Origin of the sequence: Streptomyces sp. NPDC052682 (assembly GCF_040678435.1) — a bacterium.
Lineage (GTDB): Bacteria > Actinomycetota > Actinomycetes > Streptomycetales > Streptomycetaceae > Streptomyces.
Map to the genome: position 1 here is coordinate 175,555 of NZ_JBFATS010000016.1, position 22,199 is coordinate 197,753.

The 22,199-nt window shown below is 72.0% G+C and carries 21 protein-coding genes; 18 read left to right on the top strand and 3 right to left on the bottom strand.

Annotated features, from left to right (window positions below; translation table 11 throughout):
* The first annotated feature begins 41 nt into the window (after nucleotides 1-41).
* The 16 genes from AB0K80_RS24905 to AB0K80_RS24980 all read left to right on the top strand — a co-directional run bounded on the left by AB0K80_RS24905 (nucleotide 42) and on the right by AB0K80_RS24980 (nucleotide 16,950).
* Entirely contained in the window at nucleotides 42-1,301 is a 1,260-nt protein-coding gene (locus AB0K80_RS24905; RefSeq protein WP_365673165.1) for an MFS transporter, read from the top strand.
* A 9-nt stretch (nucleotides 1,302-1,310) separates the two neighbouring features.
* Nucleotides 1,311-2,672, top strand: coding sequence for a Pup--protein ligase (pafA, locus tag AB0K80_RS24910; protein WP_365673167.1), 1,362 nt, complete (start codon nucleotides 1,311-1,313; stop codon nucleotides 2,670-2,672).
* Between the two features lie 136 nt (nucleotides 2,673-2,808).
* On the top strand, nucleotides 2,809-3,789 hold the full coding sequence (locus AB0K80_RS24915) for an FKBP-type peptidyl-prolyl cis-trans isomerase (protein WP_365673169.1): 981 nt from the start codon (nucleotides 2,809-2,811) through the stop codon (nucleotides 3,787-3,789).
* A gap of 67 nt (nucleotides 3,790-3,856) precedes the next feature.
* Entirely contained in the window at nucleotides 3,857-4,228 is a 372-nt protein-coding gene (locus tag AB0K80_RS24920; protein WP_344603289.1) for an FKBP-type peptidyl-prolyl cis-trans isomerase, read from the top strand.
* A 128-nt stretch (nucleotides 4,229-4,356) separates the two neighbouring features.
* Nucleotides 4,357-5,310 (top strand): WYL domain-containing protein, encoded by a 954-nt coding sequence (locus tag AB0K80_RS24925; protein ID WP_365673171.1) that lies wholly within the window; start codon nucleotides 4,357-4,359, stop codon nucleotides 5,308-5,310.
* 18 nt (nucleotides 5,311-5,328) lie between these two features.
* On the top strand, nucleotides 5,329-6,372 hold the full coding sequence (locus AB0K80_RS24930; protein ID WP_365673173.1) for a WYL domain-containing protein: 1,044 nt from the start codon (nucleotides 5,329-5,331) through the stop codon (nucleotides 6,370-6,372).
* Between the two features lie 67 nt (nucleotides 6,373-6,439).
* Entirely contained in the window at nucleotides 6,440-6,733 is a 294-nt protein-coding gene (locus AB0K80_RS24935; protein ID WP_365673174.1) for a hypothetical protein, read from the top strand.
* A gap of 32 nt (nucleotides 6,734-6,765) precedes the next feature.
* Nucleotides 6,766-6,960 carry a hypothetical protein gene (locus AB0K80_RS24940; protein ID WP_365673176.1) on the top strand — a complete coding sequence of 65 codons (195 nt, stop codon included), beginning with the start codon at nucleotides 6,766-6,768 and terminating at the stop codon, nucleotides 6,958-6,960.
* Between the two features lie 272 nt (nucleotides 6,961-7,232).
* A complete protein-coding gene (gene tatA, locus AB0K80_RS24945; RefSeq protein ID WP_365673179.1) occupies nucleotides 7,233-7,514 on the top strand; it encodes a Sec-independent protein translocase subunit TatA in 282 nt (93 codons plus the stop codon).
* Nucleotides 7,515-7,561: 47 nt separating this feature from the next.
* A complete protein-coding gene (gene tatC, locus AB0K80_RS24950; protein WP_365673181.1) occupies nucleotides 7,562-8,512 on the top strand; it encodes a twin-arginine translocase subunit TatC in 951 nt (316 codons plus the stop codon).
* A gap of 554 nt (nucleotides 8,513-9,066) precedes the next feature.
* Nucleotides 9,067-11,919 (top strand): DEAD/DEAH box helicase, encoded by a 2,853-nt coding sequence (locus AB0K80_RS24955; protein ID WP_365673182.1) that lies wholly within the window; start codon nucleotides 9,067-9,069, stop codon nucleotides 11,917-11,919.
* A 431-nt stretch (nucleotides 11,920-12,350) separates the two neighbouring features.
* Nucleotides 12,351-14,012: an ATP-binding protein gene (locus AB0K80_RS24960; RefSeq protein ID WP_365673184.1), complete on the top strand. Its 1,662-nt coding sequence runs from the start codon at nucleotides 12,351-12,353 to the stop codon at nucleotides 14,010-14,012.
* Nucleotides 14,009-14,416 (top strand): roadblock/LC7 domain-containing protein, encoded by a 408-nt coding sequence (locus AB0K80_RS24965; protein WP_365673186.1) that lies wholly within the window; start codon nucleotides 14,009-14,011, stop codon nucleotides 14,414-14,416. The genes AB0K80_RS24960 and AB0K80_RS24965 overlap by 4 nt, the downstream gene beginning before the upstream one ends.
* Nucleotides 14,413-14,817 (top strand): DUF742 domain-containing protein, encoded by a 405-nt coding sequence (locus AB0K80_RS24970; RefSeq protein ID WP_365673187.1) that lies wholly within the window; start codon nucleotides 14,413-14,415, stop codon nucleotides 14,815-14,817. Before AB0K80_RS24965 ends, AB0K80_RS24970 begins: the two co-directional genes overlap by 4 nt.
* Nucleotides 14,798-15,418, top strand: a complete 621-nt coding sequence (locus tag AB0K80_RS24975; protein WP_365673189.1) for an ATP/GTP-binding protein — start codon at nucleotides 14,798-14,800, stop codon at nucleotides 15,416-15,418. The genes AB0K80_RS24970 and AB0K80_RS24975 overlap by 20 nt, the downstream gene beginning before the upstream one ends.
* A gap of 50 nt (nucleotides 15,419-15,468) precedes the next feature.
* Nucleotides 15,469-16,950 carry a cytochrome P450 gene (locus AB0K80_RS24980; protein WP_365673191.1) on the top strand — a complete coding sequence of 494 codons (1,482 nt, stop codon included), beginning with the start codon at nucleotides 15,469-15,471 and terminating at the stop codon, nucleotides 16,948-16,950.
* Here the strand turns inward: AB0K80_RS24980 and AB0K80_RS24985 are convergent.
* The 3 genes from AB0K80_RS24985 to AB0K80_RS24995 all read right to left on the bottom strand — a co-directional run bounded on the left by AB0K80_RS24985 (nucleotide 16,944) and on the right by AB0K80_RS24995 (nucleotide 19,847).
* The gene (locus AB0K80_RS24985) at nucleotides 16,944-17,897 is read right to left on the bottom strand and encodes an RluA family pseudouridine synthase (RefSeq protein ID WP_365673193.1); all 954 of its coding nucleotides are present in this window, start codon (nucleotides 17,895-17,897) and stop codon (nucleotides 16,944-16,946) included. The two genes, AB0K80_RS24980 and AB0K80_RS24985, sit on opposite strands and share 7 nt — an antisense overlap.
* 87 nt (nucleotides 17,898-17,984) lie before the next feature.
* Nucleotides 17,985-18,830, bottom strand: a complete 846-nt coding sequence (locus AB0K80_RS24990) for a siderophore-interacting protein (RefSeq protein ID WP_365673195.1) — start codon at nucleotides 18,828-18,830, stop codon at nucleotides 17,985-17,987.
* Between the two features lie 87 nt (nucleotides 18,831-18,917).
* Entirely contained in the window at nucleotides 18,918-19,847 is a 930-nt protein-coding gene (locus tag AB0K80_RS24995) for a 5'-3' exonuclease (RefSeq protein ID WP_365673221.1), read from the bottom strand.
* A 424-nt stretch (nucleotides 19,848-20,271) separates the two neighbouring features.
* On the opposite strand from AB0K80_RS24995, the gene AB0K80_RS25000 reads away from it, so the two are divergent.
* Complete coding sequence (locus tag AB0K80_RS25000; RefSeq protein WP_365673197.1) at nucleotides 20,272-20,856, top strand: XRE family transcriptional regulator; 585 nt, start codon at nucleotides 20,272-20,274, stop codon at nucleotides 20,854-20,856.
* Nucleotides 20,857-20,863: 7 nt separating this feature from the next.
* Nucleotides 20,864-21,586 carry a helical backbone metal receptor gene (locus AB0K80_RS25005; protein WP_365673199.1) on the top strand — a complete coding sequence of 241 codons (723 nt, stop codon included), beginning with the start codon at nucleotides 20,864-20,866 and terminating at the stop codon, nucleotides 21,584-21,586.
* Nucleotides 21,587-22,199: the final 613 nt, after the last annotated feature.

Genomic DNA, 22,199 nt, shown 5'->3' on the forward strand with positions numbered 1-22,199 from the left:
CGGGCCCCGCAAGGCGGCGCGGACGAGCGAAGGGGCTGGGGATGGCCACGGGATACCTGGAGATCCTCCGGGCGCGGCACGCCGCCCGGCTGCTCGTCGGCACGCTGGTGGGCCGGCTGCCCAACGCGACGGCGGCCATCGCGATCCTGCTGTTCGTGCGCGCGGAGGGAGGCTCCTACAGCCTCGCCGGCGCTCTCGCGGCCGTGTACGGCGTCGCCAACGCCGTCGGTCAGCCGGTGCTGGGCAGGCTGGTGGACCTGCACGGGCAGCCGCGGGTGCAACTGCCCGCGGCGGTCGCCGCAGGCCTGGCGATGGCCGTCTTCGCCGTGGCGGGGATCGGGCCGCTGCTGGTCGCCTACGCCGCCGTGGCCGCCGCCGGGCTCTTCACGCCGCCCCTGGAGGGCGGACTGCGGGCCCTGTGGCCCTCGGTGCTGCGCCGCGAGGAGCAGGTGCACACGGCGTACGCCATGGACGCCGTGGCCCAGGAGGTGATGTTCACCGTCGGGCCGCTGCTGGTGACGCTGTGCGTGTCGCTGTGGTCGGCGCAGGCCGCCCTGCTCGTGGTGAACGCCGTGGGCGTGCTCGGCGCGCTCTCCGTGGTCGTCTCGGCGCCCTCCCGGGCCTGGCGGTCGGCGCCGCGCGAGGCGCACTGGCTGGGCGCCCTGCGCTCGGCGGGGATGCTGGCGCTGCTGGCCGCGTTCCTGTTCATCGGGATCGCGCTCGGGTCCATCACCGTCGCCGCGGTGCCGTACGCGGACACCCACGGCGGTGACGTGGTGTACGGCTGGCTGATGGCCGCCCTGGGGCTCGGCGCGCTCGTCGGCGGCACCTTCTACGGGGCGCGGCAGTGGGCCGGTGAGCCCGCGCGGCGACTGCGGATCCTGGTGGCCCTTCTGGCGGTCTGTTATCTGCCGCTGATGCTGATGCCGGGCGCGGTGGCCATGGTGGCGCTCACCGTGCTCGCCGGGGTCTTCCTCGCACCGTCCATCGCCTGCGCGTTCGTGCTGGTCGACCGGCACGCGCCGCGCGGCACGGTCACCGAGGCGTTCTCCTGGCTGGTGACGACGTTCACGGTGGGTCACTCCGCGGGTACGGGGATCGCGGGCCCGGTCGTCGAGGCCGGCGGAGCCCGCTGGGGATTCGCCGTGCCGTGGGCCGCGGGAGCCGTGTCCCTCCTGGTTTTGACGGCGACAGGACGGGTACTCGCAGCTCCCGCGCGAACAGCGGTGGTTGCCGCCGGTTCGGAAAATGATCCGAACCGTGCCCTCGAACCCCGTTTCAGCTCGGGGGATCGGGCGTAATGTTCACTCATGGACCGCCGCATTTTCGGGCTGGAGAACGAGTACGGCGTCACGTGCACGTTCAGGGGACAGCGCCGCCTGTCGCCTGACGAGGTGGCGCGGTACCTCTTCCGCCGTGTCGTGTCATGGGGCCGCAGCAGCAATGTCTTTCTGCGCAACGGTGCCCGCCTCTATCTCGACGTGGGGTCACATCCGGAATACGCCACCCCCGAATGTGACAACGTGATCGAACTGGTCACCCACGACAAGGCCGGCGAGCGCATTCTGGAAGGACTCCTGGTAGACGCGGAACGACGCCTGCACGAGGAGGGAATCGCGGGCGACGTCTACCTCTTCAAGAACAACACCGATTCGGCGGGCAACTCCTACGGATGCCACGAGAACTATCTGGTGGCCCGGCACGGGGAGTTCTCGCGGCTCGCGGACATCCTGATTCCGTTCCTGGTGACCAGGCAGCTGCTGTGCGGTGCCGGCAAGGTGCTGCAGACGCCGCGCGGCGCCGTGTACTGCGTCAGCCAGCGGGCCGAGCACATCTGGGAGGGCGTCTCCTCGGCGACGACCCGCTCCCGGCCGATCATCAACACCCGCGACGAGCCGCACGCGGACGCCGAGCGCTACCGCCGGCTGCACGTCATCGTGGGCGACTCCAACATGTCCGAGACGACCATGCTGCTCAAGGTCGGCGCGACCGACCTGGTGCTGCGCATGATCGAGGCGGGCACGGTGATGCGGGACCTCACCCTGGAGAACCCGATCCGGGCGATCCGCGAGGTCAGCCACGACATCACCGGCCGCCGCAAGGTCCGCCTGGCCAGCGGCCGTGAGGCCTCCGCCCTGGAGGTGCAGCGCGAGTACTACGAGAAGGCGCTGGACTTCTGCGAGCGCCGCGGCATCCGCACCGGCACGGTGGAGCAGGTGCTGGAGCTGTGGGGCCGCACCCTGGACGCGATCGAGGCGGAGGACCTCGACCGTATCGGCACCGAGATCGACTGGGTCATGAAGTACAAGCTCATCGAGCGGTACCGGGCCAAGCACAACATGACCATGTCGCATCCGCGGGTCGCCCAGATAGACCTCGCCTACCACGACATCCACCGTCGTCGTGGCCTGTACTACCTGCTCGAGAAGAAGGGCCAAGCCGCCCGGATCTGCAACGACTTGAAGATCTTCGAGGGCAAGTCCGTTCCCCCGCAGACCACTCGGGCCCGGCTGCGCGGCGACTTCATCCGCAGGGCCCAGGAACAGCGCCGGGACTTCACCGTCGACTGGGTCCACCTCAAGCTGAACGACCAGGCACAGCGCACCGTGTTGTGCAAGGACCCGTTCCGCTCGGTGGACGACCGGGTGGAGAAGCTCATCGCCGGCATGTGAGCCGACCGGCAGGGGCCGGATGTCGCCCGGGCGGAAATCCGCCCGGGCGACGGCGTGTCGCGGTATCCGCGGGTGGCGGGCGCGCACGACGTAGAGTGGCGGGCATTGCCCTCGCCCCCGACCCCCAGTTGGACTGATGAACTACACCACGAAACGACGTGTCGCGGCGCTCCTGGCCGTCCCCGCCCTGCTGTTCACCGCCGCGTGCGGTGCGGACGACGACAAGGGCGGCGACTCCGCGTCGGGCGTCGCCCAGATCAAGGGGACGTTCGGGGACAAGCCCGAGATCTCCGTGCCCAAGGACGGCAAGCCGTCCGACAAGACCGTGATCAAGACGGTCTCGGCGGGCAAGGGGCCCGAGATCAAGGCGTCCGACTTCGTCCGGCTCGACTGGACCGTCGAGAAGTGGGGCAGCGACCAGCCGCTCGGCGGCACCTGGGCCACCCCCTCCGCGGACGCCAAGACCCCCCGGCGGCAGTCCGTCGAGCAGGTCGGCAAGCAGAGCCAGCAGCTGCCCGCCAAGGTCCTGGACGCCGTGAAGGGGAAGAAGGCCGGCAGCCGGATCCTGGTGCAGGGCACTGCGGGCGACCTGATCGGGCAGGGGCTGAACACCGCCTCCGGCATCAGCGAGAAGGACGTACTCGTCTGGGTCGTCGACGCGGTCGGCGACGCCACGGTGGACGCCAAGGCCGAGGCCAAGGGCACGCAGGCGGCCGCCGAGCAGGGCCTGCCCGAGGTGAAGGCGCCGTCGCAGAAGGCCGCGGACATCACCATCCCCAAGGGCGTCAAGGCGCCCAAGAAGCTCGAGCAGCAGGTGCTCATCAAGGGCACCGGCAAGAAGGTCGAGGCCGGTCAGGGGCTCATCGCCCAGTACACCGGGGTCAAGTGGGAGGACGGCAAGAAGTTCGACTCCTCCTGGGACCACGGCGGCGCCACCGCCTTCCAGATCGGCACCGGCTCGGTCGTGCCCGGCTGGGACCAGGGCCTGGTCGGCAAGAACGTCGGCGACCGGGTGCTGCTGGTGATCCCGCCGTCCCTCGCCTACGGCAACAGCCCCGGCAGCGAGCTGGCCAAGAACACGCTGGTCTTCGTCGTGGATATCCTCGGAACTGTCTGAACCGAGCGTCTGTCGGACCGTCCGTGACACCGGTCACGCGGCGGTCGCACAACAAGGAGAGAATGCAGTGAGCATCGACAAGCCCGAGATCGACTTCCCGGGCGGCGAGCCCCCGGCGGACCTCGAGATCAAGGACATCTGGGAGGGCGACGGCCCGGTCGCCCAGGCGGGCCAGACCGTCACCGTCCACTACGTGGGCGTCGCCTTCAGCACGGGCGAGGAGTTCGACGCCAGCTGGAACCGGGGCACCCCGTTCCGCTTCCCGCTGGGCGCCGGCCGGGTCATCAAGGGCTGGGACCTCGGCGTGCAGGGCATGAAGGTCGGCGGCCGCCGCCAGCTGACCATCCCCGCCCACCTCGCCTACGGCAACCAGAGCCCGACCCCGGCGATCAAGCCCGGTGAGACCCTCATCTTCGTGGTCGACCTGCTCGGCGTCTGAGCACGGTCCGAACAGACCCGATCACCTGGGGCCCATGCCTGTCCGGCATGGGCCCTCGGCTTTTGCCGCGCCACGGGTGAGCGGTACGGTCATCGTTCGTAAGCACCATAGGGAGGCGAAGGGCGTCGATGGCCATTGCCAAGGCCGAGCGGCTGATGAACCTGGCGCTGTGTCTGCTGGGGACGCGGCGGCCGCTCAGCAAGCGCGAGCTGCGCGAGTCCATCGAGGCCTATCTCGAAGCCGGGTCCGACGACTCCTTCAACCGCATGTTCGAGCGGGACAAGGACGACCTGCGGGAACTCGGGCTGGTGATCGAGACCGTCGAGAGCCTGGACGGCGAGATCGGCTACCTGGCCCGCCGCGACTCCAACCGCCTGCCGCCCATCACCCTCGACGCCGAGGAAGCAGCGGCGCTCGGCCTGGCCGCCAAGGTCTGGCAGCAGGCCCGGCTGGCCGGCGCGGCCAGCGGAGCCCTGCAGAAGCTGCGCGCGGCCGGGCTGCCCGAGGACGTCGACCCCTACGAGGCGCACGGCGCGCTGGAGCCGCGCATCCCCGTGCACGAGGCCGCCTTCGAGCCGCTGATGCTGGCGTGCCGCGACCGCCGCCCGGTCGTCTTCGAGTACCGCAAGGCCAACGCCGCCCAGCCCGAGCCGCGGCACGTCGAGCCGTGGGCGCTGGAGTGCTGGCGCGGCCACTGGTACCTGGCGGGCTGGGACCGCGACCGGGGCGCCGAGCGGGTCTTCCGGCTGTCCCGGATCACCGGGAAGGTGCGCTCGCGCGGCGGGCGCTACACGGCGCCCGTGCCCGACGTGGTCACCGTCCGGGAGACGGTGGCGAGCTGGGCGGGGGAGACCGCCGACCGCTCCGCGCGCATCCGGCTGCGTTCGGGCGCGGGATACCCCCTTCGGGCGAAGGCCACCTCGGTCCGGGAACTCGGCGACGGCTGGGACGAGTTGGAGATCCCGTACGGGCACGGCCTGGACGCCTGGCTGGTGGAGTTCGGCCCCGACGTGGTCGTGCTGGAGCCGGCCGAGCTGCGGGCCGACGTGGTGGACCGGCTGCGTGCCGTGGCCAAGGGCTGAGGGGGAGCGGAGCAGACAGTGGCAGGCAAACCGGCCAGGCCCGTGAACGCCATCGACCAGACCCGGCGGATGCTCTCCCTGGTGACCTATCTGAGGGAGCGCCCCGGGGCCCGGGTCGCCGACGTGGCGCGCGCCTTCGGGATCACCGAGGACGAACTGGTCTCCGACCTGGATGTGCTGCCCATGTGCGGCACCAGCTTCCGGGGCGGTGACCTGCTGGACATCGACACCGACGGCGAACGCATCTGGTGGCACAACCCCGCCGCCCTCGCGGCAGAGGCGGCCGAGCCCCTGCGGCTCGCCGCCGACGAGGCCACCGCCCTGCTCGTCGCCGCCCGGGCCGTGGCCACCCTGCCCGGCCTGCGCGAGAGCGACCGGCAGGCGCTGCTGCGGGCGACGGCCAAGGTGGAGGCGGCGGCCGGCGAGGCGGCGGGCGCCAGCGCGCGCCTCTCGGTCACCTTCGAGTCCGAGGGCGGCGTCTTCGCGGACGTGGACCGGGCCATCGCCGAGCGCCGCCGGCTGTGGATCCGCTACTACTCGCCCGCGCGGGACGAGGTCACCGAGCGCGAGATCGACCCGATCCGCCTGGTCAGCGTCGGCCACACCTACGTCGAGGCCTGGTGCCGCCGCTCCGAGGCCCGCCGCACCTTCCGCCTCGACCGGGTCGCCGAGATCCGGATCCTCGACGAGCCGTCCGCGCCGCCGGAGGTCGAGCTGCGCGACCTGTCGGAGGGACTGGTGCAGCCGGCGGCCGAAGACCCGGAGGTCGTCGTGGAGGTCGGCCCGGGCGGGCGCTGGGTCGCCGAGTACTACCCGCACGACAGTGCGGATGAGCTTCCCGACGGCGGGCTGCGTATCACCCTGCGGACCCCCGACCCGGCGTCGCTGAAGCGCCTGGCCCTGCGGCTCGGGCGCGACGGCCGGATCGTCTCGCCGCCCGAGCTCGCCCAGAGCGCCCGGCAGGCGGCCCGCGAGGCACTGGCGGCGTACGACGGGGTCGAGGCGCAGGAGTCCCGCGCGGCTCAGCCTGTGCACGGTGGGGCGGGCGGCAGGAGCGAGTGAGCCGCACCGACGGGTGACCTCCCGCGGGCGGACGACGGCAACGACCGGAGCAAGGGGAGCGAGGGCTGTGAGCGAGTCGGCGACGACCGGTGAGCAGGGCATGACGGTGGCGTCCGCGTTCGCCGGGATGAGAAGCGTCTCGCCGGTGGTGTTCAAGGCGGGCTGCCCGAACTGCCGGGGACGCTTCGAGCTGACCGCGGGCGCGCTGCGCCTCGCCATCGGCGCCACCAGCCGTACCACCTTCTACTCCTTCACCTGCCCCGAGTGCGGCGCGTCCGTCCGCAAGCCGGCCGGGGAACGGATCGTCGAGCTGCTCACCGGGGGCGGTGTGAAGACCCTGCGCCTGCACTCCACGGTGTAGGGCGCCCCCGGCGAGCGTCTAGGCTCGGCGTCATGTTCTGGGCGATGTTCGCGGTTGCTGTGGGGTTCCTGGGTCTGCTGGTGCTCGGGGTGTTCGCCGTACGGGTCTTCGTGGAGGCGCAGCGCCTGGGCAGGCAGGTCGCGGACTCCGCGGGCCGCATCAACCGGGCGGCCGAGGACCTGGAACGGGCGGCGGCGAGCGCGGCCCGCTCGGCCGACGTGCTGTGAGGCACCTGGGGCCCCGGCCCGTTGACGTGGGGGACAGGCGCTTTGGGGCACTTCGCCCTGTCACCCTGCCGGTCCCGCCAGGTACGCTGCTGGTCGCGGACCGGAGAACGAGGCCCGGGCCGCGGACGGGAGGACGCACAGGGGATGCACGGGGATTGCCCCACGTTTACCCCTGAGCGTTACGATCGCTGCCAGCACGACCGTTCGGACACTTGTCCGACCGATCGGACAGCACCCCCACCCCAGCCGCCTCGGTGAGAAGGTAAAGACTTATGTTCGGAAGGCTCGGAGCCCCCGAGATCATTCTCATCCTCGTCGTCATCATCCTGCTGTTCGGCGCGAAGAAGCTTCCGGACATGGCGCGGTCGCTCGGCAAGTCCGCGCGCATCCTCAAGAGCGAGGCCAAGGCGATGAAGGAGGAGGGCAAGACCTCCACCACGCCGGCCGGTCCGCCCAACGAGGAGCCCCCGGCGCAGCGCACCATCCAGGCCGCCCCGGGCGATGTGACGAGCGCGCGCCCCGTCACGGAGCCGACGGACACGACCAAGCGCTGACCGAGGGCCGGTGACCTCCGGCCCGCCGTACGAGATGGGAACGTGGGTTGCTGAAGCCTGCCCGCAAGAAGGAGAAGGATCCCGAGGGGCGGATGCCCCTCGCGGAGCACCTTCGTGAGCTCCGCAACCGGCTCGCGAAGGCCCTGCTGGCCATCGTCGTGGTGACGGTCGTAGCCGCCTTCTACTACAACGACATCATCAACTTCCTGACGAAGCCGATCCTGGACTCGATCGGTTGCGACAAGAGCTTCGCGGAACTCGCCAACGGGACCCAGGCCACCGAGAAGTGTGCCCGGATCACGATCAACGGCCTGCTCGCTCCCTTCACGCTGGCCCTGCAGGTCTCGCTGACGGCAGGCATCGTGCTCGCCTCGCCGATCTGGCTGTACCAGCTCTGGGCCTTCGTCGCCCCCGGACTGCACCGTCACGAGAAGAAGTACGCCTACGCCTTCGTGTTCACCGGCGCCCCGCTGTTCGTCGGGGGCGCCTACTTCGCGTACGCGGTGCTGCCCACCACTGCGAAGGTGCTGATCGACTTCACGCCGAACGGCAGTATCAGCAACCTGCTGCCGCTTGACGATCTGCTCCAGCTGGTCACGCGCATGGTGATCGTCTTCGGCCTCTCGTTCGAGCTGCCCCTGTTGCTGATCATGCTCAACCTCACCGGTGTGCTGACGGGCAACCGCATGCTCAGCTGGTGGCGGGGCATGATCATGGGCATCACGGTCTTCGCGGCCGTCGCCACACCGAGCACCGACCCCCTGTCGATGCTGGCCCTCGCCGGACCGATCTGGGTCCTGTACTTCGGCGCGGTCGCCTTCTCCCTGGTGAACGACCGCCGCCGGCGCCGCCGTGAGGCCGAGGGCCCCGCCGACGACGAGGCCTCCGAGCTGGACCTCACGCCCGAGGACATCGGCGAGATCGAGCCCGTGACCACGCCCGCGCTGCCCGAGCAGACGACCAAGGACCGGGTCAACGGCTACGACGACGTGACCTGAGCAGCGGAACTCTCCCCTCTTCCTCCTCCTTACCCTCACCGCAGGCCGCGGCCGGGACGCCGACACGGCGCACCCGGCCGCTTCGCGTTGCCGGGAGGCCGGGGGTGCGTGGTCGAGGGGTGGCGGTGGGGCGGGACCGTGTCGGGGCCCGGATGGGGGCCCGGGTGGGGGCAGGGGTCGGCCGGCTGTGCCGTGCGGTGGTCAGGGCCGTGGTCGCGTGTGTGGCGGCGGGGGCGTTCCTGTCTCGTGGGGTGGGGACGGACGGTCGGTTTCCCTGCGGCGGTGCGCTCCTGCTCGACCCGGGCGAGGCGGCGTCGCCGAGGGTGTCGCCTCCGGTGCCCGGCAGCTGCTCGCGCGCGTCGAGGTCGCCCTCCGTGGGCGGTGGGGTGGCGGGTCGCGCCGCCCGCCTTGGTCGTGGTGGCTGTCCCGTGCGGTGGCCGTGTGCCGTGGGGGAGGTCCCTCCGCGGAGCCGTGGCCGTGCGCGCCGGCAGGCGCGCGCCTTCGTGTGGACGGGGAGGGAGCCGTCTGCGGTGCGGACGTGGGCGATCCGGATAATGATCGTCCTGTTGTCAGTGCGGCCCGGTACGCTCGAAAGCACGATGACAGAGGATCTCTCACCGGCCGAGCGGTACGCGGCAGCACGCAGGCGCGCTGCCGAGCAGGCCACCGCGCTCGCCTCCTTCCGCGAGATGTACGACTTCGGCCTCGACCCCTTCCAGATCGAGGCCTGCCAGGCCCTCGAGGCGGGGAAGGGCGTACTGGTCGCCGCACCCACCGGCTCCGGCAAGACGATCGTCGGCGAGTTCGCCGTCCACCTCGCCCTCCAGCAGGGCAAGAAGTGCTTCTACACGACACCCATCAAGGCCCTGTCGAACCAGAAGTACGCCGACCTGTGCCGCCGCTACGGCACGGACAAGGTGGGCCTGCTCACCGGCGACAACAGCGTCAACTCCGACGCCCCGGTGGTCGTGATGACCACCGAGGTGCTGCGGAACATGCTGTACGCCGGCTCGCAGACCCTCCTCGGCCTCGGCTACGTGGTCATGGACGAGGTGCACTACCTCTCCGACCGCTTCCGGGGCGCGGTGTGGGAAGAGGTGATCATCCACCTCCCCGAGTCCGTGACCCTGGTCTCCCTCTCCGCGACCGTGTCCAACGCCGAGGAGTTCGGCGACTGGCTCGACACCGTCCGCGGTGACACCGAGGTGATCGTCTCCGAGCACCGGCCGGTGCCGCTGTTCCAGCACGTGCTGGCCGGGCGCCGGATGTACGACCTGTTCGAGGAGGGCGAGGGGCACCGCAAGGCCGTCAACCCCGACCTCACGCGGATGGCGCGCATGGAGGCCAGCCGCCCGTCGTTCATGGACCGGCGGCGCGGGCGGGCCATGCGGGAGGCCGACCGGGAGCGCGAGCGCCGGCAGCGGTCCCGGGTGTGGACGCCGAGCCGTCCCGAGGTCATCGAGCGGCTCGACGCCGAGGGCCTGCTGCCCGCGATCACGTTCATCTTCAGCCGCGCCGCCTGCGAGGCCGCCGTCCAGCAGTGCCTGTACGCGGGGCTGCGGCTGAACGACGAGGAGGCCCGGGAGCAGGTCCGCTCCCTGGTCGAGGAGCGCACGTCCGCCATCCCGCGCGAGGACCTGCACGTCCTTGGCTACTACGAGTGGCTGGAGGGCCTCGAGCGCGGCATCGCCGCCCACCACGCGGGCATGCTGCCGACCTTCAAGGAGGTCGTCGAGGAGCTGTTCGTGCGTGGACTGGTCAAGGCGGTGTTCGCCACCGAGACCCTCGCGCTCGGCATCAACATGCCCGCCCGCTCGGTGGTGCTGGAGAAGCTCGTCAAGTGGAACGGCGAGCAGCACGCCGACATCACGCCCGGCGAGTTCACCCAGCTGACGGGCCGTGCCGGGCGGCGCGGCATCGACGTCGAGGGCCACGCCGTGGTGCTCTGGCAGCGCGGCATGAACCCCGAGCACCTCGCGGGGTTGGCCGGCACGCGCACGTACCCGCTGCGGTCCAGCTTCAAGCCGTCGTACAACATGGCGGTCAACCTGGTCGAGCAGTTCGGGCGGCACCGGTCGCGGGAACTGCTGGAGACCTCGTTCGCGCAGTTCCAGGCCGACAAGTCGGTCGTCGGGATCTCCCGGCAGGTGCAGCGCAACGAGGAGGGGCTGGCCGGTTACAAGGCCTCCATGACCTGCCACCTCGGCGACTTCGAGGAGTACGCGCGGCTGCGCCGCGAGCTGAAGGACCGTGAGACCGAGCTGGCCCGGCAGGGCCAGGCCCAGCGCCGCGCGGAGGCCGCCGTCGCGCTGGAGAAGCTGAAGCCGGGTGACGTCATCCACGTGCCCACCGGCAAGTACGCGGGCCTGGCACTGGTGCTGGACCCGGGCCTGCCCGCCGGGCGGTCCAACGGCCACCGCGGCCTGGAACAGCACGACGGGCCGCGCCCGCTCGTGCTCACCGCCGAGCGGCAGGTAAAGCGTCTGGCGTCCATCGACTTCCCGGTGCCGGTCGAGCCGCTGGAGCGGATGCGGATCCCCAAGTCCTTCAACCCGCGCTCGCCCCAGTCCCGCCGCGACCTCGCCTCCGCGCTGCGCAGCAAGGCCGGGCACATCGCGCCCGAACGGCAGCGCAAGCGCCGCTCGCAGGCGGCCGACGACCGGGAGATCGCCCGGCTGCGCAAGGCGATCCGCGCGCACCCCTGCCACGGGTGCGACGACCGCGAGGACCACGCCCGGTGGGCGGAGCGCTACCACCGGCTGCTGCGCGACACCTCGCAGCTGGAGCGGCGCATCGAGGGCCGGACGAACACGATCGCCCGCACCTTCGACCGCATCGTCGCGCTGCTGACCGAGCTGGACTACCTGCGCGGCGACGAGGTCACCGAGCACGGCAAGCGGCTGGCGCGGCTGTACGGCGAACTCGACCTGCTCGCCAGCGAGTGCCTGCGCGCGGGCGTCTGGGAGGGGCTCGCCCCGGCCGAACTGGCCGCCTGCGTCTCGGCGTTGGTGTACGAGGCGCGGGTCGGGGACGACGCCATGGCGCCGAAGCTGCCGTCCGGGAAGGCCAAGGCCGCGCTGGGCGAGATGGTGCGGATCTGGGGGCGCCTGGACGCCCTGGAGGAGGAGTTCCGGATCTCCCAGACCGAGGGTGTCGGGCAGCGTGAGCCCGACCTCGGGTTCGCCTGGGCCGCGTACATGTGGGCCAGCGGCAAGGGGCTCGACGAGGTGCTGCGCGAGGCGGAGATGCCGGCCGGCGACTTCGTGCGGTGGTGCAAGCAGGTCATCGACGTGCTCGGGCAGATCCAGGCGGCGGCCCCTGCGGAGGGCTCGACCGTACCGAAGGCCGCCCGCAAGGCCGTTGACGAGCTGCTGCGCGGGGTGGTCGCCTACTCGTCGGTGGGCTGACGGCAGTTCTGCGGGCGCGGGCGCGACCACGACTGGTCGCGCCCGCGCCCGTTGGTATCTCCCGCCCGGCATCGTGGGCGCGTTTCCTGGGCAGGATCCGAGCGGGTCTGCCGGTGAGAGCCCCGTAGGGGACGTCGTTCACCTGCGGCGACGCCTGGGATTCGCACGCCCGTATGCGATTACGTGGCGTGTTCGAGCGGTCTCTTAACGTATAAAAGACCAGAGCGTACTCCTGCCTCGCACGCCATTTCCGGCACTCGCTGAATATGACACGGCGTTGATCCGGTCGGACTAAGCTCGCCCGCAGCGCGCCGAGTTGGGATGAATTCGCGCGCTTGTTCCCGTGTGTACGGAAGATCCAGACAAGTGCCCATGACGCACCCCCCTGCAAGTGCTCCAGACCCCCAGCCGATTCTTTTCAGAGGGCCTACATGGTGAGTGTTCAATCCCCACCCGGTCGCCGTGAACTTTCGCCCGCGCGCGTGCTGGTGCCGCCCGCCATACTCATGGCCGCGGCGACCGGAGCCGCCGTCGCCCTGGTGTCGGCGCCGGCCCGGGCCGCCGTCGGCTGGTGCGGTGGCCTGGCCACCCTCCTGGTCGTCGCGACGGCGGCCGAGGCGGTTCGCCGCGGCCGGCTCCTGCGGGACGCGCAGGCCGAGCACGCCCGTCACACCGCGTACCTGGAAGGCCGGATCGCCGCCCACGAACAGGACACGGTCCGCTTCGCCGAGGAGGTCGTCCCTCGGGCGATCAGGCTGCTGCACCGCGAGGGTTCCCCCGACGCGGCGATGCGCAAGCTCGGCAGCCTCGGGCCGGTCTTCCAGAGCCTGTCCAAGCCGCAGCTCGACGTGTTGCGGCTGCTGCTGAAGAACATCGACTACGAGGTCACCCTGCGCGACTCCAACTCGCGCTCCTTCGTCAGTGTCGCCCGCCGCGTCCAGGCGATCGTCCACCAGCAGGCCAAGGAACTCCGCGAGATGGAGGAGGACCACGGCCGCAACCCCGAGGTCTTCGACGACCTGCTGCGCATCGACCACGGCAACGCGCTGATCGGCCGCCTCGCCGACTCCATCTCGGTGCTCGGCGGCGGCCGCCCCGGACGCCAGTGGCCCGAGCCCGTCGCCCTGTACAGCGTGCTGCGCGGTGCCATGTCCCGGATCCTGGAGTACCGCCGGATCTCGCTGGACAACATCGCCAAGGTCAACATCAAGGGCATCTACGTCGAGCCGGTCATCCACGCCCTGGCCGAGCTCCTCGACAACGCCACCCGCTACTCCCCGCCGCAGAGCAAGGTGCACGTCACCGCCGCCGAGGTGCAGACCGGTGTCGCCATCGAGATCGAGGACGCCGGCGTCAGCCTCAACGAGGAGAACCGCGCCAAGATCGAGGGCATGCTGGAGCGCGCCAAGGCCGGCGCCGCCCTGGACGACCTCGGTGAGCACCCGCGGCTGGGCCTCGCCGTCGTCGGCCGGCTCTGCACGGCGTACAACATGCAGGTCGCGCTGCGCTCCTCCGCGTACGGCGGCGTCCGCGCCGTCATCATCGTGCCGAGCAAGATGATGACCGACGAGCCCGGCGTCGGACTCGCCCACGGCATCGGCGCCACCGGCATCCCCAAGCCGATCGACGGAGTCGAGGGCCCCAAGCGCGTTCCCAAGAAGCGCCGCCCCACCAACCCGAAGATCCCCGACACGGTCCTGCTGCAGGACGACGACGTGCCGGTGGTCACCGAGTGGACCGCCGGGGGCCTGCCGCAGCGCCGCAGCAAGATGAAGATCCCGCTGGCCCAGCGGCTCGCCGAGCAGGCCGAGTTCGAGAAGGCCGAGCGCGAGGCCGCCGAACGGGCCAGGGCCCGCTCCGGCTGGTCGGAGCCCGAGCCCGAGCCGGAGCCCGAGCCCATGTTCGACATCGCGAAGATGCAGGCCGACGACGCCCCCGGAAAGGGCCTGGAGGCCTTCTGGGAGGGCCTCAAGCAGGGCATCGAACCGGGCGTGCACCCGACCGACTTCCTGACCAATCCGGACAAGTACCTCTACCTCATCAACGACGACCCGGCCCCGACCCAGGCCGATGACCAGGGGGACCTCAAGTGATCCAGCAGCGAGGCAACTTCGACTGGATTCTCAAGCAACTCGCCGACGGCGTACCGGGCGTCGAGATGATCGTGGTGCTCTCGGCCGACGGCCTGCGCATCGCCCGCTACGGCGGTGAACCCGACGCCGCCGACCGGCTCGCCGCGGCCTGCGCCGGCGTGCAGAGCCTCGCCGGTGCGGTGTCCCAGGAACTTCCGTACGGCGAGGGCGAGATGAAGCTCGTCATGGTCGAGTTCGACGCCGGCTACTTCTACCTCATGCAGGCCGGAGCCAACGCCTTCCTCGCCGTGCTCGCCGACGTGCAGTGCGAACCCGGCCGGATGAGCGCCATGATGCGCGACCTGATCCTCCGCATCGGCTCCCACCTGACCAGCCCGCCGCGGCGGAACGGGCAGACCGTATGACTCCTCCGCGACGCCAGAGGCGCTACCCCCAGCCGGACCCCGCTCCGCAGCCCGCCAGGGAAGGCGAGGGCGAACGCAAGAACCCGGAGCGGCTGTACGTGGTCACCGGCCCGGACGGCGAGCGTGCGGCCATCGACCTGGTGACCCTGATCGTCTCGCGTGTCCAGGACCCACCGCCGTCCGCCACGCCGGAACAGGCGGCGCTGCTCCGGCTCTGCTCCGCCCCGCTGTCCGTGGCCGAGCTGTCGGCCTACCTGAACCTGCCGTTCAGCGTGGTGACCGTGCTGCTCACCGAGATGCTGACGGCGCAACTGGTGAAGGCGCGCGCCCCGATCGTCCGGCAGACGCTCCCCGACCGTTCCCTCCTCGAAGCGGTGATGCATGGACTTCAAAGGCTCTGACACCCTCCCGGGCCCACGGACCGCGGACAAACTGCCGCACACGGCCGAGGCCGCGGCGAAGATCGTGATCGTGGGCGGCTTCGGGGTCGGCAAGACGACCATGGTCGGCTCGGTCAGCGAGATCAAACCGCTGACCACCGAGGAGACCATGACCCAGGCCGGCATCGGTATCGACGACAACTTCGGCTCGGACACCAAGACGGCCACCACCGTGGCGATGGACTTCGGCCGTATCACCATCACCGAGCAGCTCGTGCTGTACCTGTTCGGCACCCCCGGTCAGCAGCGGTTCTGGTTCCTGTGGAACGGCCTGTTCGAGGGCGCCCTCGGCGCGGTGGTGCTGGTCGACACCCGCCGCCTGGAAGTCAGCTTCGAGGTCATGGGGCGGCTGGAGGAGCGTGGCGTTCCGTTCGTGGTCGCCGTCAACACCTTCCCGGACGCCCCCCGGTACCCCATCGAGGAGCTGCGCACCGCCCTCGACCTCTCCCCGGACATCCCGATCATGGAGTGCGACGCGCGGCGGCGGGCCTCCAGCCGGGACGTCCTGCTCACGCTGATGCGCTTCCTGCACTCGCTCGCCATGCAGGGCGCGCTCAACTGACCCGTATCCCCCGTCTTCCCGACCTCCCTTTCAGTTTCGGAGCGACCACTGTGACGCCTGATTCCCACTCCCTGACCGACACGGAAGCCCCCCGGGTCGGTCCGCCGCCCGGCTGCCCCGCGCACGGCGTCGGGCCCGGTGGGCTGTACCGGCTGCACGAGGCGGCGGACCTGAGCGAGCTGTACGAGGAACTGCGGGCCGAGCACGGCCCCGTGGCGCCCGCGCTGCTCCACGACGACGTGCCGATCTGGGTCGTCCTCGGCCACGCCGAGAACCTGCACATGGTACGCACCCCGAACCAGTTCTGCCGGGACAGCCGTCTGTGGACGCCGCTCAGGGACGGCCTGGTCAAGCCCGACCACCCGCTGATGCCCCACATCGCCTGGCAGCCGATCTGCGCGCACGCCGAGGGCGACGAGCACAAGCGGCTGCGCGGCGCGGTCATGGGCGCCATGTCGACCATCGACTTCCGCAACCTGCGGCGCAGCATCAACCGCAGCACGCAGATCATCGTCAACCGGTTCTGCGAGACCGGCGAGGCCGATCTCATCAGCCAGTTCACCGAGCACCTGCCGATGGCCGTGCTGTGCGACATCTTCGGCATGCGCGAGGAGTACAACGACCGTCTGGTGGAGGCCGCCCGTGACGCGCTGAAGGGCACCGGGACCGCGATCGCCAGCCACGCCTACGTGATGGACGCGCTGAGCCGGCTCACCGCCCGCCGCCGCCTGGAACCGGCCGAGGACTTCGCCAGCCACCTCATCAGCCACCCGGCGCGGCTGACCGACGAGGAGGTCCGCGAACACCTGCGCCTGGTGCTGTTCGCCGCCTACGAGGCGACCGCCAACCTGCTGGCCAACGTGCTGCGCAGGGTGCTGACCGACGACCGTTTCCGCGCCCAGCTCAGCGGCGGCAACATGACGGTGCCGGAGGCCGTGGAGCAGTCCCTGTGGGACGAGCCGCCGTTCAGCACCGTCCTCGGCTACTTCGCCAAGCAGGACACGGAACTGGGCGGCCAGCACATCCGCAAGGGCGACGGCCTGCTGTTCGCGCCCGCCCCGGCCAACGTCGACCCGCGGGTCCGCCCCGACCTGTCCGCCAGCATGATGGGCAACCGCTCCCACCTCGCCTTCGGCGGCGGACCGCACGAGTGCCCCGGCCAGGACATCGGCCGGTCCATCGCCGACGTCGGCGTCGACGCGCTGCTGCTGCGCCTGCCGGACCTGGAACTCGACTGCGGCGAGGAGGAGTTGCGCTGGACGTCGTCGATCGCCTCCCGGCACCTGGTGTCCATGCCCGCCCGGTTCGCGCCCCAGCCGCCGCAGGACGTGGAGGAGGAGCCGCATCACACACCGCTCATGCCGAAGCCCAGCACCTGGCACATCGGCACGGTGCCGCCCCTGTCCGACCCCGCCGAGCCGGTCGAGCCGGACACGCAGCCGGTGACGCGGGTGCAGCCCGCGGCCGTCCCGGAGCCGGCCCGCCCGCAGGGTGCCTGGCAGCGCTTCCTGTCGTGGTGGCGCGGCTACTGACCGGCGGCCCACCGGTCGTACGACGCCCAGGCCTGCAGCACCCGGGTGCTGCGGAACCGGTGGGTCACGCCCGTGACCGGGTCGGTGAACTCCAGTGACCGCGCCAGCAGTTGCAGCGGACGCCGGAAGTCACCGGCCCGGGCGGGCGCGGTCACCTCGGGGTACAGCGGGTCGCCGAGGATCGGCACGCCGAGGGAGTTCATGTGCACGCGCAGCTGGTGGGTCTGCCCGGTGCCGGGGATCAGCCGGTAGCGGGCCAGGCCGTCGGCCCGGTGCTCGGCCAGCTCGACCCGGCTGACCGCGTTCGGGTCGCCCTCGACCTCCCGGGCGGTCAGCACCCCGCGTTCCTTGACGATCCGGCTGCGCACCGTCCGGGGCAGGGTCAGTCCGGGATCGTAGGGGGCCACCGCCTCGTACTCCTTGCGCACCCGCCGGTCGCGGAACAGGGTCTGGTAGGCGCCGCGCTCCTCGGGCCGCACGGTGAACAGCACCAGTCCGGCGGTGAGCCGGTCCAGGCGGTGCGCCGCGGTGAGCTCGGGGATGCCCAGCTCCCGGCGCAGCCGCGCCAGCGCGGTCTCGGCGACATGGCCGCCGCGCGGGGTGGTGGCCAGGAAGTGCGGCTTGTCGGCGACGACGATGTGCGCGTCCCGGTGGACGACCTCCAGCGGGAAGGGCACCGGCACCTCGTCGGGCAGGTCCCGGTGGAACCACACGAACATGCCCGGAACGTACGGCGCGTCCGGCGGCACCGCCCGGCCGTCCGCCCCGACGACGAGCCCCGCGTCGAACATCGCCTCGACGACTCCGTCCCCGGCGCCGGAGAGCCGCTGAACCAGGTGCTCCCGCACCGTGGCCCACGGCCCGGCGGCGGGCAGCCGGACCCGTACCGGGTCGACCCCGTGGCGCTGGGGGAGCGGGGCGGGCGGGGGCGGCGTACGACGTCTCATCGCCGGCCAGCCTACGAGGCGGGGCGGGGCCGCGCCGCACGCGGTGCCGCCGTCCGCCGTACGCTGCCCGGCTACCCCGGGAGGCTTTCAGGAGGGCGGGGTCACGCCCTCCTGTTCCGCCTCGATCCGGGCGTTCCACTCCCGCTTGGATGCCTGCCAGCCGTCCTCGTTGTGCCCGAGCCGCCAGTAGCCGGAGATCGACAGGTCCTCGCGCGGCACCTGGCGCTCGACCCGCAGCAGACGGCGCAGCTCCTTGACGGCGTGCGCCTCGCCGTGCACGAAGGCGTGCACCCGGCCCTCGGGGAACTGCAGATTCCGTACGGCCTCCACGAGCAGCTCGCCGCGGGGGCGCTCCCCGCGGTGCAGCCAGACCACCTCCGCGTCCGAGTCGATCTTCTGCTCCTCCTCGGGGCCGGCGATCTCCACGAAGGCGTGCACCCGGGCACCGCGCGGCAGGGCCTCCAGGGAACGGGCGATCGCGGGCAGCGCGCTCTCGTCGCCGGCGAGCAGATGCCAGTCCGCGCCCGGGTCCGGGGCGTAGGCCCCGCCGGGACCCATGAACCAGATCGTCTCGCCCGGCTGGGCGCGCAGCGCCCACGGACCGGCCAGCCCCTCGTCGCCGTGGATCACGAAGTCCAGCGTCAGCTCGCGGTGTTCGGGGTCCCACTGGCGCACGGTGTACGTCCGGGTCACCGGCCACTGCTCGCGCGGCAGCTCCTCACGGGCCCGCTGCGGGTCGAACCGCTCCGGGTATCTCATGCCCACCGGCGGGAACAGCAGCTTGACGTAATGGTCGGTGCAGGTGCCCACCGCGAAGCCGGCGAGGCCCTCGCCGCCGAGCACCACGCGCTGCATGTGCGGGGTCAGCCGCTCGGTGCGGACGACCTGCGCGGAGTGCGCCCTGCGTGGCTGGCGTCCCGGTCGCTCTGCCATGAGGACCTCCCTGTTCCCGTGGTTAGGTTGCCCTAACCTAGCATCCCTCTCCCCGTGACATCCCGTCCGGCGAGCGGCCCTGGGGGGTCACGTCGTGAGCGTCGTCAGCAGACGCTCCAAGGAGCCTCCCAGCCCCCAGCGGGCCCCCAGTTCCTGCAGTGCCGCCGGGTCGCGCGGCGCGCGCGGCAGCGTCGTGTCGACGTCCGGGAGCGGGACGTCGGCCGCGACCCTGACGACCTTCGGGGCGACCGCGAGATACGGCCGTGCCTCATTCAGCCGCTTGCGCTGCGACGGCGTGAGCTTCGTCCGCGGGTCCTCGACCGCGGCCAGGATCCCGGCCAGGTCGCCGAACTCGGCGAGCAGCTTGGCCGCCGTCTTCTCACCGATGCCCGGCACGCCCGGCAGACCGTCGCTGGGATCACCCCGCAGCAGCGCCAGATCCGCGTACCCGCTGCCGCCGACCCCATACTTCTCACGCAGCACGGCCTCATCGGTCAGCTGGAGCGTGCCCACGCCCTTCAGCGGGTACAGCACCCGCACCCCGCGCGCGTCGTCGACCAGCTGGTACAGGTCGCGGTCGCCGGTGACGATGTCGACCGGCCCCCTGGCCCGCGCCGTGTACGTGCCGATCACGTCGTCCGCCTCGTACCCCGGCACGCCCACCCGCGCGATGCCCAGGGCGTCCAGGACGGCCTCGATGACCGGCACCTGCGGCGACAGCGTGTCGGGCACCTCCTCCTCGTCCGGCCCGGTCTCGTGCTCCTCGGCGACGCGGTGCGCCTTGTAGGAGGGGATCAGCTCCACACGCCAGTGCGGGCGCCAGTCGGCGTCCATGCACGCCACCAGGTGGTCCGGGTGGTGGTCCCTGACCAGGCGGTCGATGAAGTCGAGCAGCCCGCGCACGGCGTTCACCGGCGTGCCGTCCGGGGCCCGGACCGAGTCCGGCACGCCGAAGTAGGCACGGAAGTACAGGGAGGCGGTGTCGAGGAGCATCAGTCGTCCGGTCACGGACCGCATCATGCCGTACGGCACTGACAGCGCCGCCGCCTCACGCCGGGCGGTGCGCCACGACCGGATCCGGACAACCACGGAGCGCTACCGGTACGGCCACGGGTCCGGCGCCGCTGGAGGTGACACCCGTGACGCAGCCACCCTCGGGACCCGCGCGGGAACACGGGGAAGCCCGCTCGCATTGAACAGAGGAACCGGGAAGGCGCGCCGACCCGGGATGGTCACCGGGCCGGTCAGGGCGTTCGTCCTGACGGAGGAATCCGGGCCCGGCGTGTCCGGAGGGCTGATCCACTGGCGCAAACTGTCAGGTCGGGTCGGGCACCGTGTGTCGTCGATGTGACGGGCGCGGGGAACGGTTTGCCGAACATGCGTAGGGTGCAGACAACCCGACAATGGATCTGAACGTCAGGCGGGGGAGGGAGCCGGAGCGATGGGCGACCACAAAGAGCAGCCCCTACGGGTGGGCGGGGCCGTGCGGCGGCGCCGCCGGGCGCTGGACCTCACCCTCGCCGTCGTGGCCGAGCGCAGCGGCCTTTCGGTGCCCTTCCTCAGCCAGATCGAGAACGAGCGGGCCCGTCCCAGCCGCAGCTCCCTGGAGAAGGTCGCCGACGCGCTGCGCACCACCGCCGTGGAACTCCTCGCCGCCGCCGACCCGGCGTGCAGCGTGGACGTCGTGCGTGCCGAGGACGCCGCGTTCGAGGCGCCGGTGCCCCAGCCTCGCGTGCGCTCCCTGGTGCGCGGCCACCACCAGATGCACGCCTCGGAGTTCACCGGCGACCACGACCCGGGGCGGGAGTTCCAGTACCGGAACGACCAGTTGATGTACGTGGCCGACGGGGTGGTGGAGATCGAGGCCGAGGGCCGCGCCTACCGCCTCGGGCGTGGCGACACCCTCTACCTCACCGGCGGCGTACGGCACCGCTGGCGGGCGACGGAGTCGGACACCCGCGTGATCATCGTCGCGGTGGCCGAGCACATCGAGGCGGTCCGCGACAAGGACCGGCCGCGCAGGTGACCCCGCCGTGCGCGTCGTCTCCCTGGTCCCGTCCCTGACGGAGGCCGTCGCCCGCACCGTTCCCGGCGCCCTGGTCGGCGCCACCGACTGGTGCACGCACCCGGCCGGCCTCGATGTCGTCCGCGTCGGCGGCACGAAGAACCCGAGGACCGACCGGGTCGTCGCCCTCGCCCCCGACCTGGTGATCGCCAACGAGGAGGAGAACCGCGCACCCGACCTCGCCGCCCTGCGCGAGGCCGGGATCGAGGTCCTCGTGACCGAGGTCCGCGACGTGCCGCAGGCCTTCCGGGAGCTGGCGCGCGTCCTGGCGGCCTGCGGAGCGGGCACCCGGCCCCGCTGGCTGGACGAGGCCGAGGAGACCTGGTCGGCGCTGCCGGGACCCGGTGTGCCCCGGGCCACGGCGGTCGTGCCGGTGTGGCGCCGCCCGTGGATGGTCCTGGGCAGCGACACGTTCGCCGGCGACGTCCTGGCCCGCCTGGGCATCGACCACCTCTACGCCACGCACCCCGACCGCTACCCGAAGGTCCCGCTGGAGGAGCTGCGCGCCGCGGCCCCGGACGTCGTCGTCCTGCCGGACGAGCCGTACCGCTTCACCTCCGGCGACGGACCCGAGGCGTTCCCCGGACTGCCCTGCGCGCTCGTCAGCGGACGGCACCTGACGTGGTACGGGCCGTCGCTGGCCGAGGCACCGACGGTCCTGGGCGCGGCCCTGCGGGCCGCGGGCCTCTGAGGGTGGCCGGCGGGGGGGGTTCCGGAGGCGCTCGGCAGGGCGGCCACGCCGGCGGCTGGTCGCGGTGGGAGCCCGGAGGGGCGGCGGGGTGCGGGTGGGCGTCCGGCGTGACGGTCCGTGGGGGCGGGCGCCCGGCGGGGGCCGGTGGTGGTGGGCGCCCGGAGGGGCGGCCCGGTGGTGGGTGGGTGACCAGCGCGGTGGCCCGTGGCGGGCGGTCCCCCCGTCGGCGGCCGGTGGTGGGAGCTCGGAGGGGCGCCGGGGCGGGCGAGAGCCCGGGGGCCGGTGGTGGTGGGCACCTAGAGGAGCGGCCGGCGGAAGGCGCGCGTCCGGCGGCGGCCGGTAGCGGGTGGGCGTCCGGGGCGGTGGCTGTGGCGGACGGGCGCTCAGCGCGGCGACCCGTTGCGGGTGGGTATCTGGTGCGACGGCCCGTAGCGGGCGGGCGCCCGGCGGCGGCCGGTCGTGGTGGGCACTCAGCGCGGCGGCTGTCGTGGGTGTGAGCTCAGCGCGGCGGCCCGTGGCAGGCGGATGTGCCTCGGGGCGGCCACGGCCGGCGGCCGGTACGAGAGCGGGCGCCCAGCGCGGTGGTCCGGTGGCGAGCACGCGCCGAGCGCGG

Coding starts and splice junctions, on each gene's coding strand:
- AB0K80_RS24960 (WP_365673184.1), top strand. CDS start 12,351: ATGGTGAGTGTTCAATCCCCACCCGGTCGCCGTGAACTTTCGCCCGCG.
- AB0K80_RS24975 (WP_365673189.1), top strand. CDS start 14,798: ATGGACTTCAAAGGCTCTGACACCCTCCCGGGCCCACGGACCGCGGAC.
- AB0K80_RS24915 (WP_365673169.1), top strand. CDS start 2,809: ATGAACTACACCACGAAACGACGTGTCGCGGCGCTCCTGGCCGTCCCC.
- tatA (WP_365673179.1), top strand. CDS start 7,233: ATGTTCGGAAGGCTCGGAGCCCCCGAGATCATTCTCATCCTCGTCGTC.
- AB0K80_RS24985 (WP_365673193.1), bottom strand. CDS start 17,897: ATGAGACGTCGTACGCCGCCCCCGCCCGCCCCGCTCCCCCAGCGCCAC.
- AB0K80_RS24940 (WP_365673176.1), top strand. CDS start 6,766: ATGTTCTGGGCGATGTTCGCGGTTGCTGTGGGGTTCCTGGGTCTGCTG.
- AB0K80_RS24995 (WP_365673221.1), bottom strand. CDS start 19,847: ATGCGGTCCGTGACCGGACGACTGATGCTCCTCGACACCGCCTCCCTG.
- pafA (WP_365673167.1), top strand. CDS start 1,311: ATGGACCGCCGCATTTTCGGGCTGGAGAACGAGTACGGCGTCACGTGC.
- AB0K80_RS24905 (WP_365673165.1), top strand. CDS start 42: ATGGCCACGGGATACCTGGAGATCCTCCGGGCGCGGCACGCCGCCCGG.
- AB0K80_RS24970 (WP_365673187.1), top strand. CDS start 14,413: ATGACTCCTCCGCGACGCCAGAGGCGCTACCCCCAGCCGGACCCCGCT.
- AB0K80_RS24955 (WP_365673182.1), top strand. CDS start 9,067: ATGATCGTCCTGTTGTCAGTGCGGCCCGGTACGCTCGAAAGCACGATG.
- AB0K80_RS24925 (WP_365673171.1), top strand. CDS start 4,357: ATGGCCATTGCCAAGGCCGAGCGGCTGATGAACCTGGCGCTGTGTCTG.
- AB0K80_RS25000 (WP_365673197.1), top strand. CDS start 20,272: ATGGGCGACCACAAAGAGCAGCCCCTACGGGTGGGCGGGGCCGTGCGG.
- AB0K80_RS24990 (WP_365673195.1), bottom strand. CDS start 18,830: ATGGCAGAGCGACCGGGACGCCAGCCACGCAGGGCGCACTCCGCGCAG.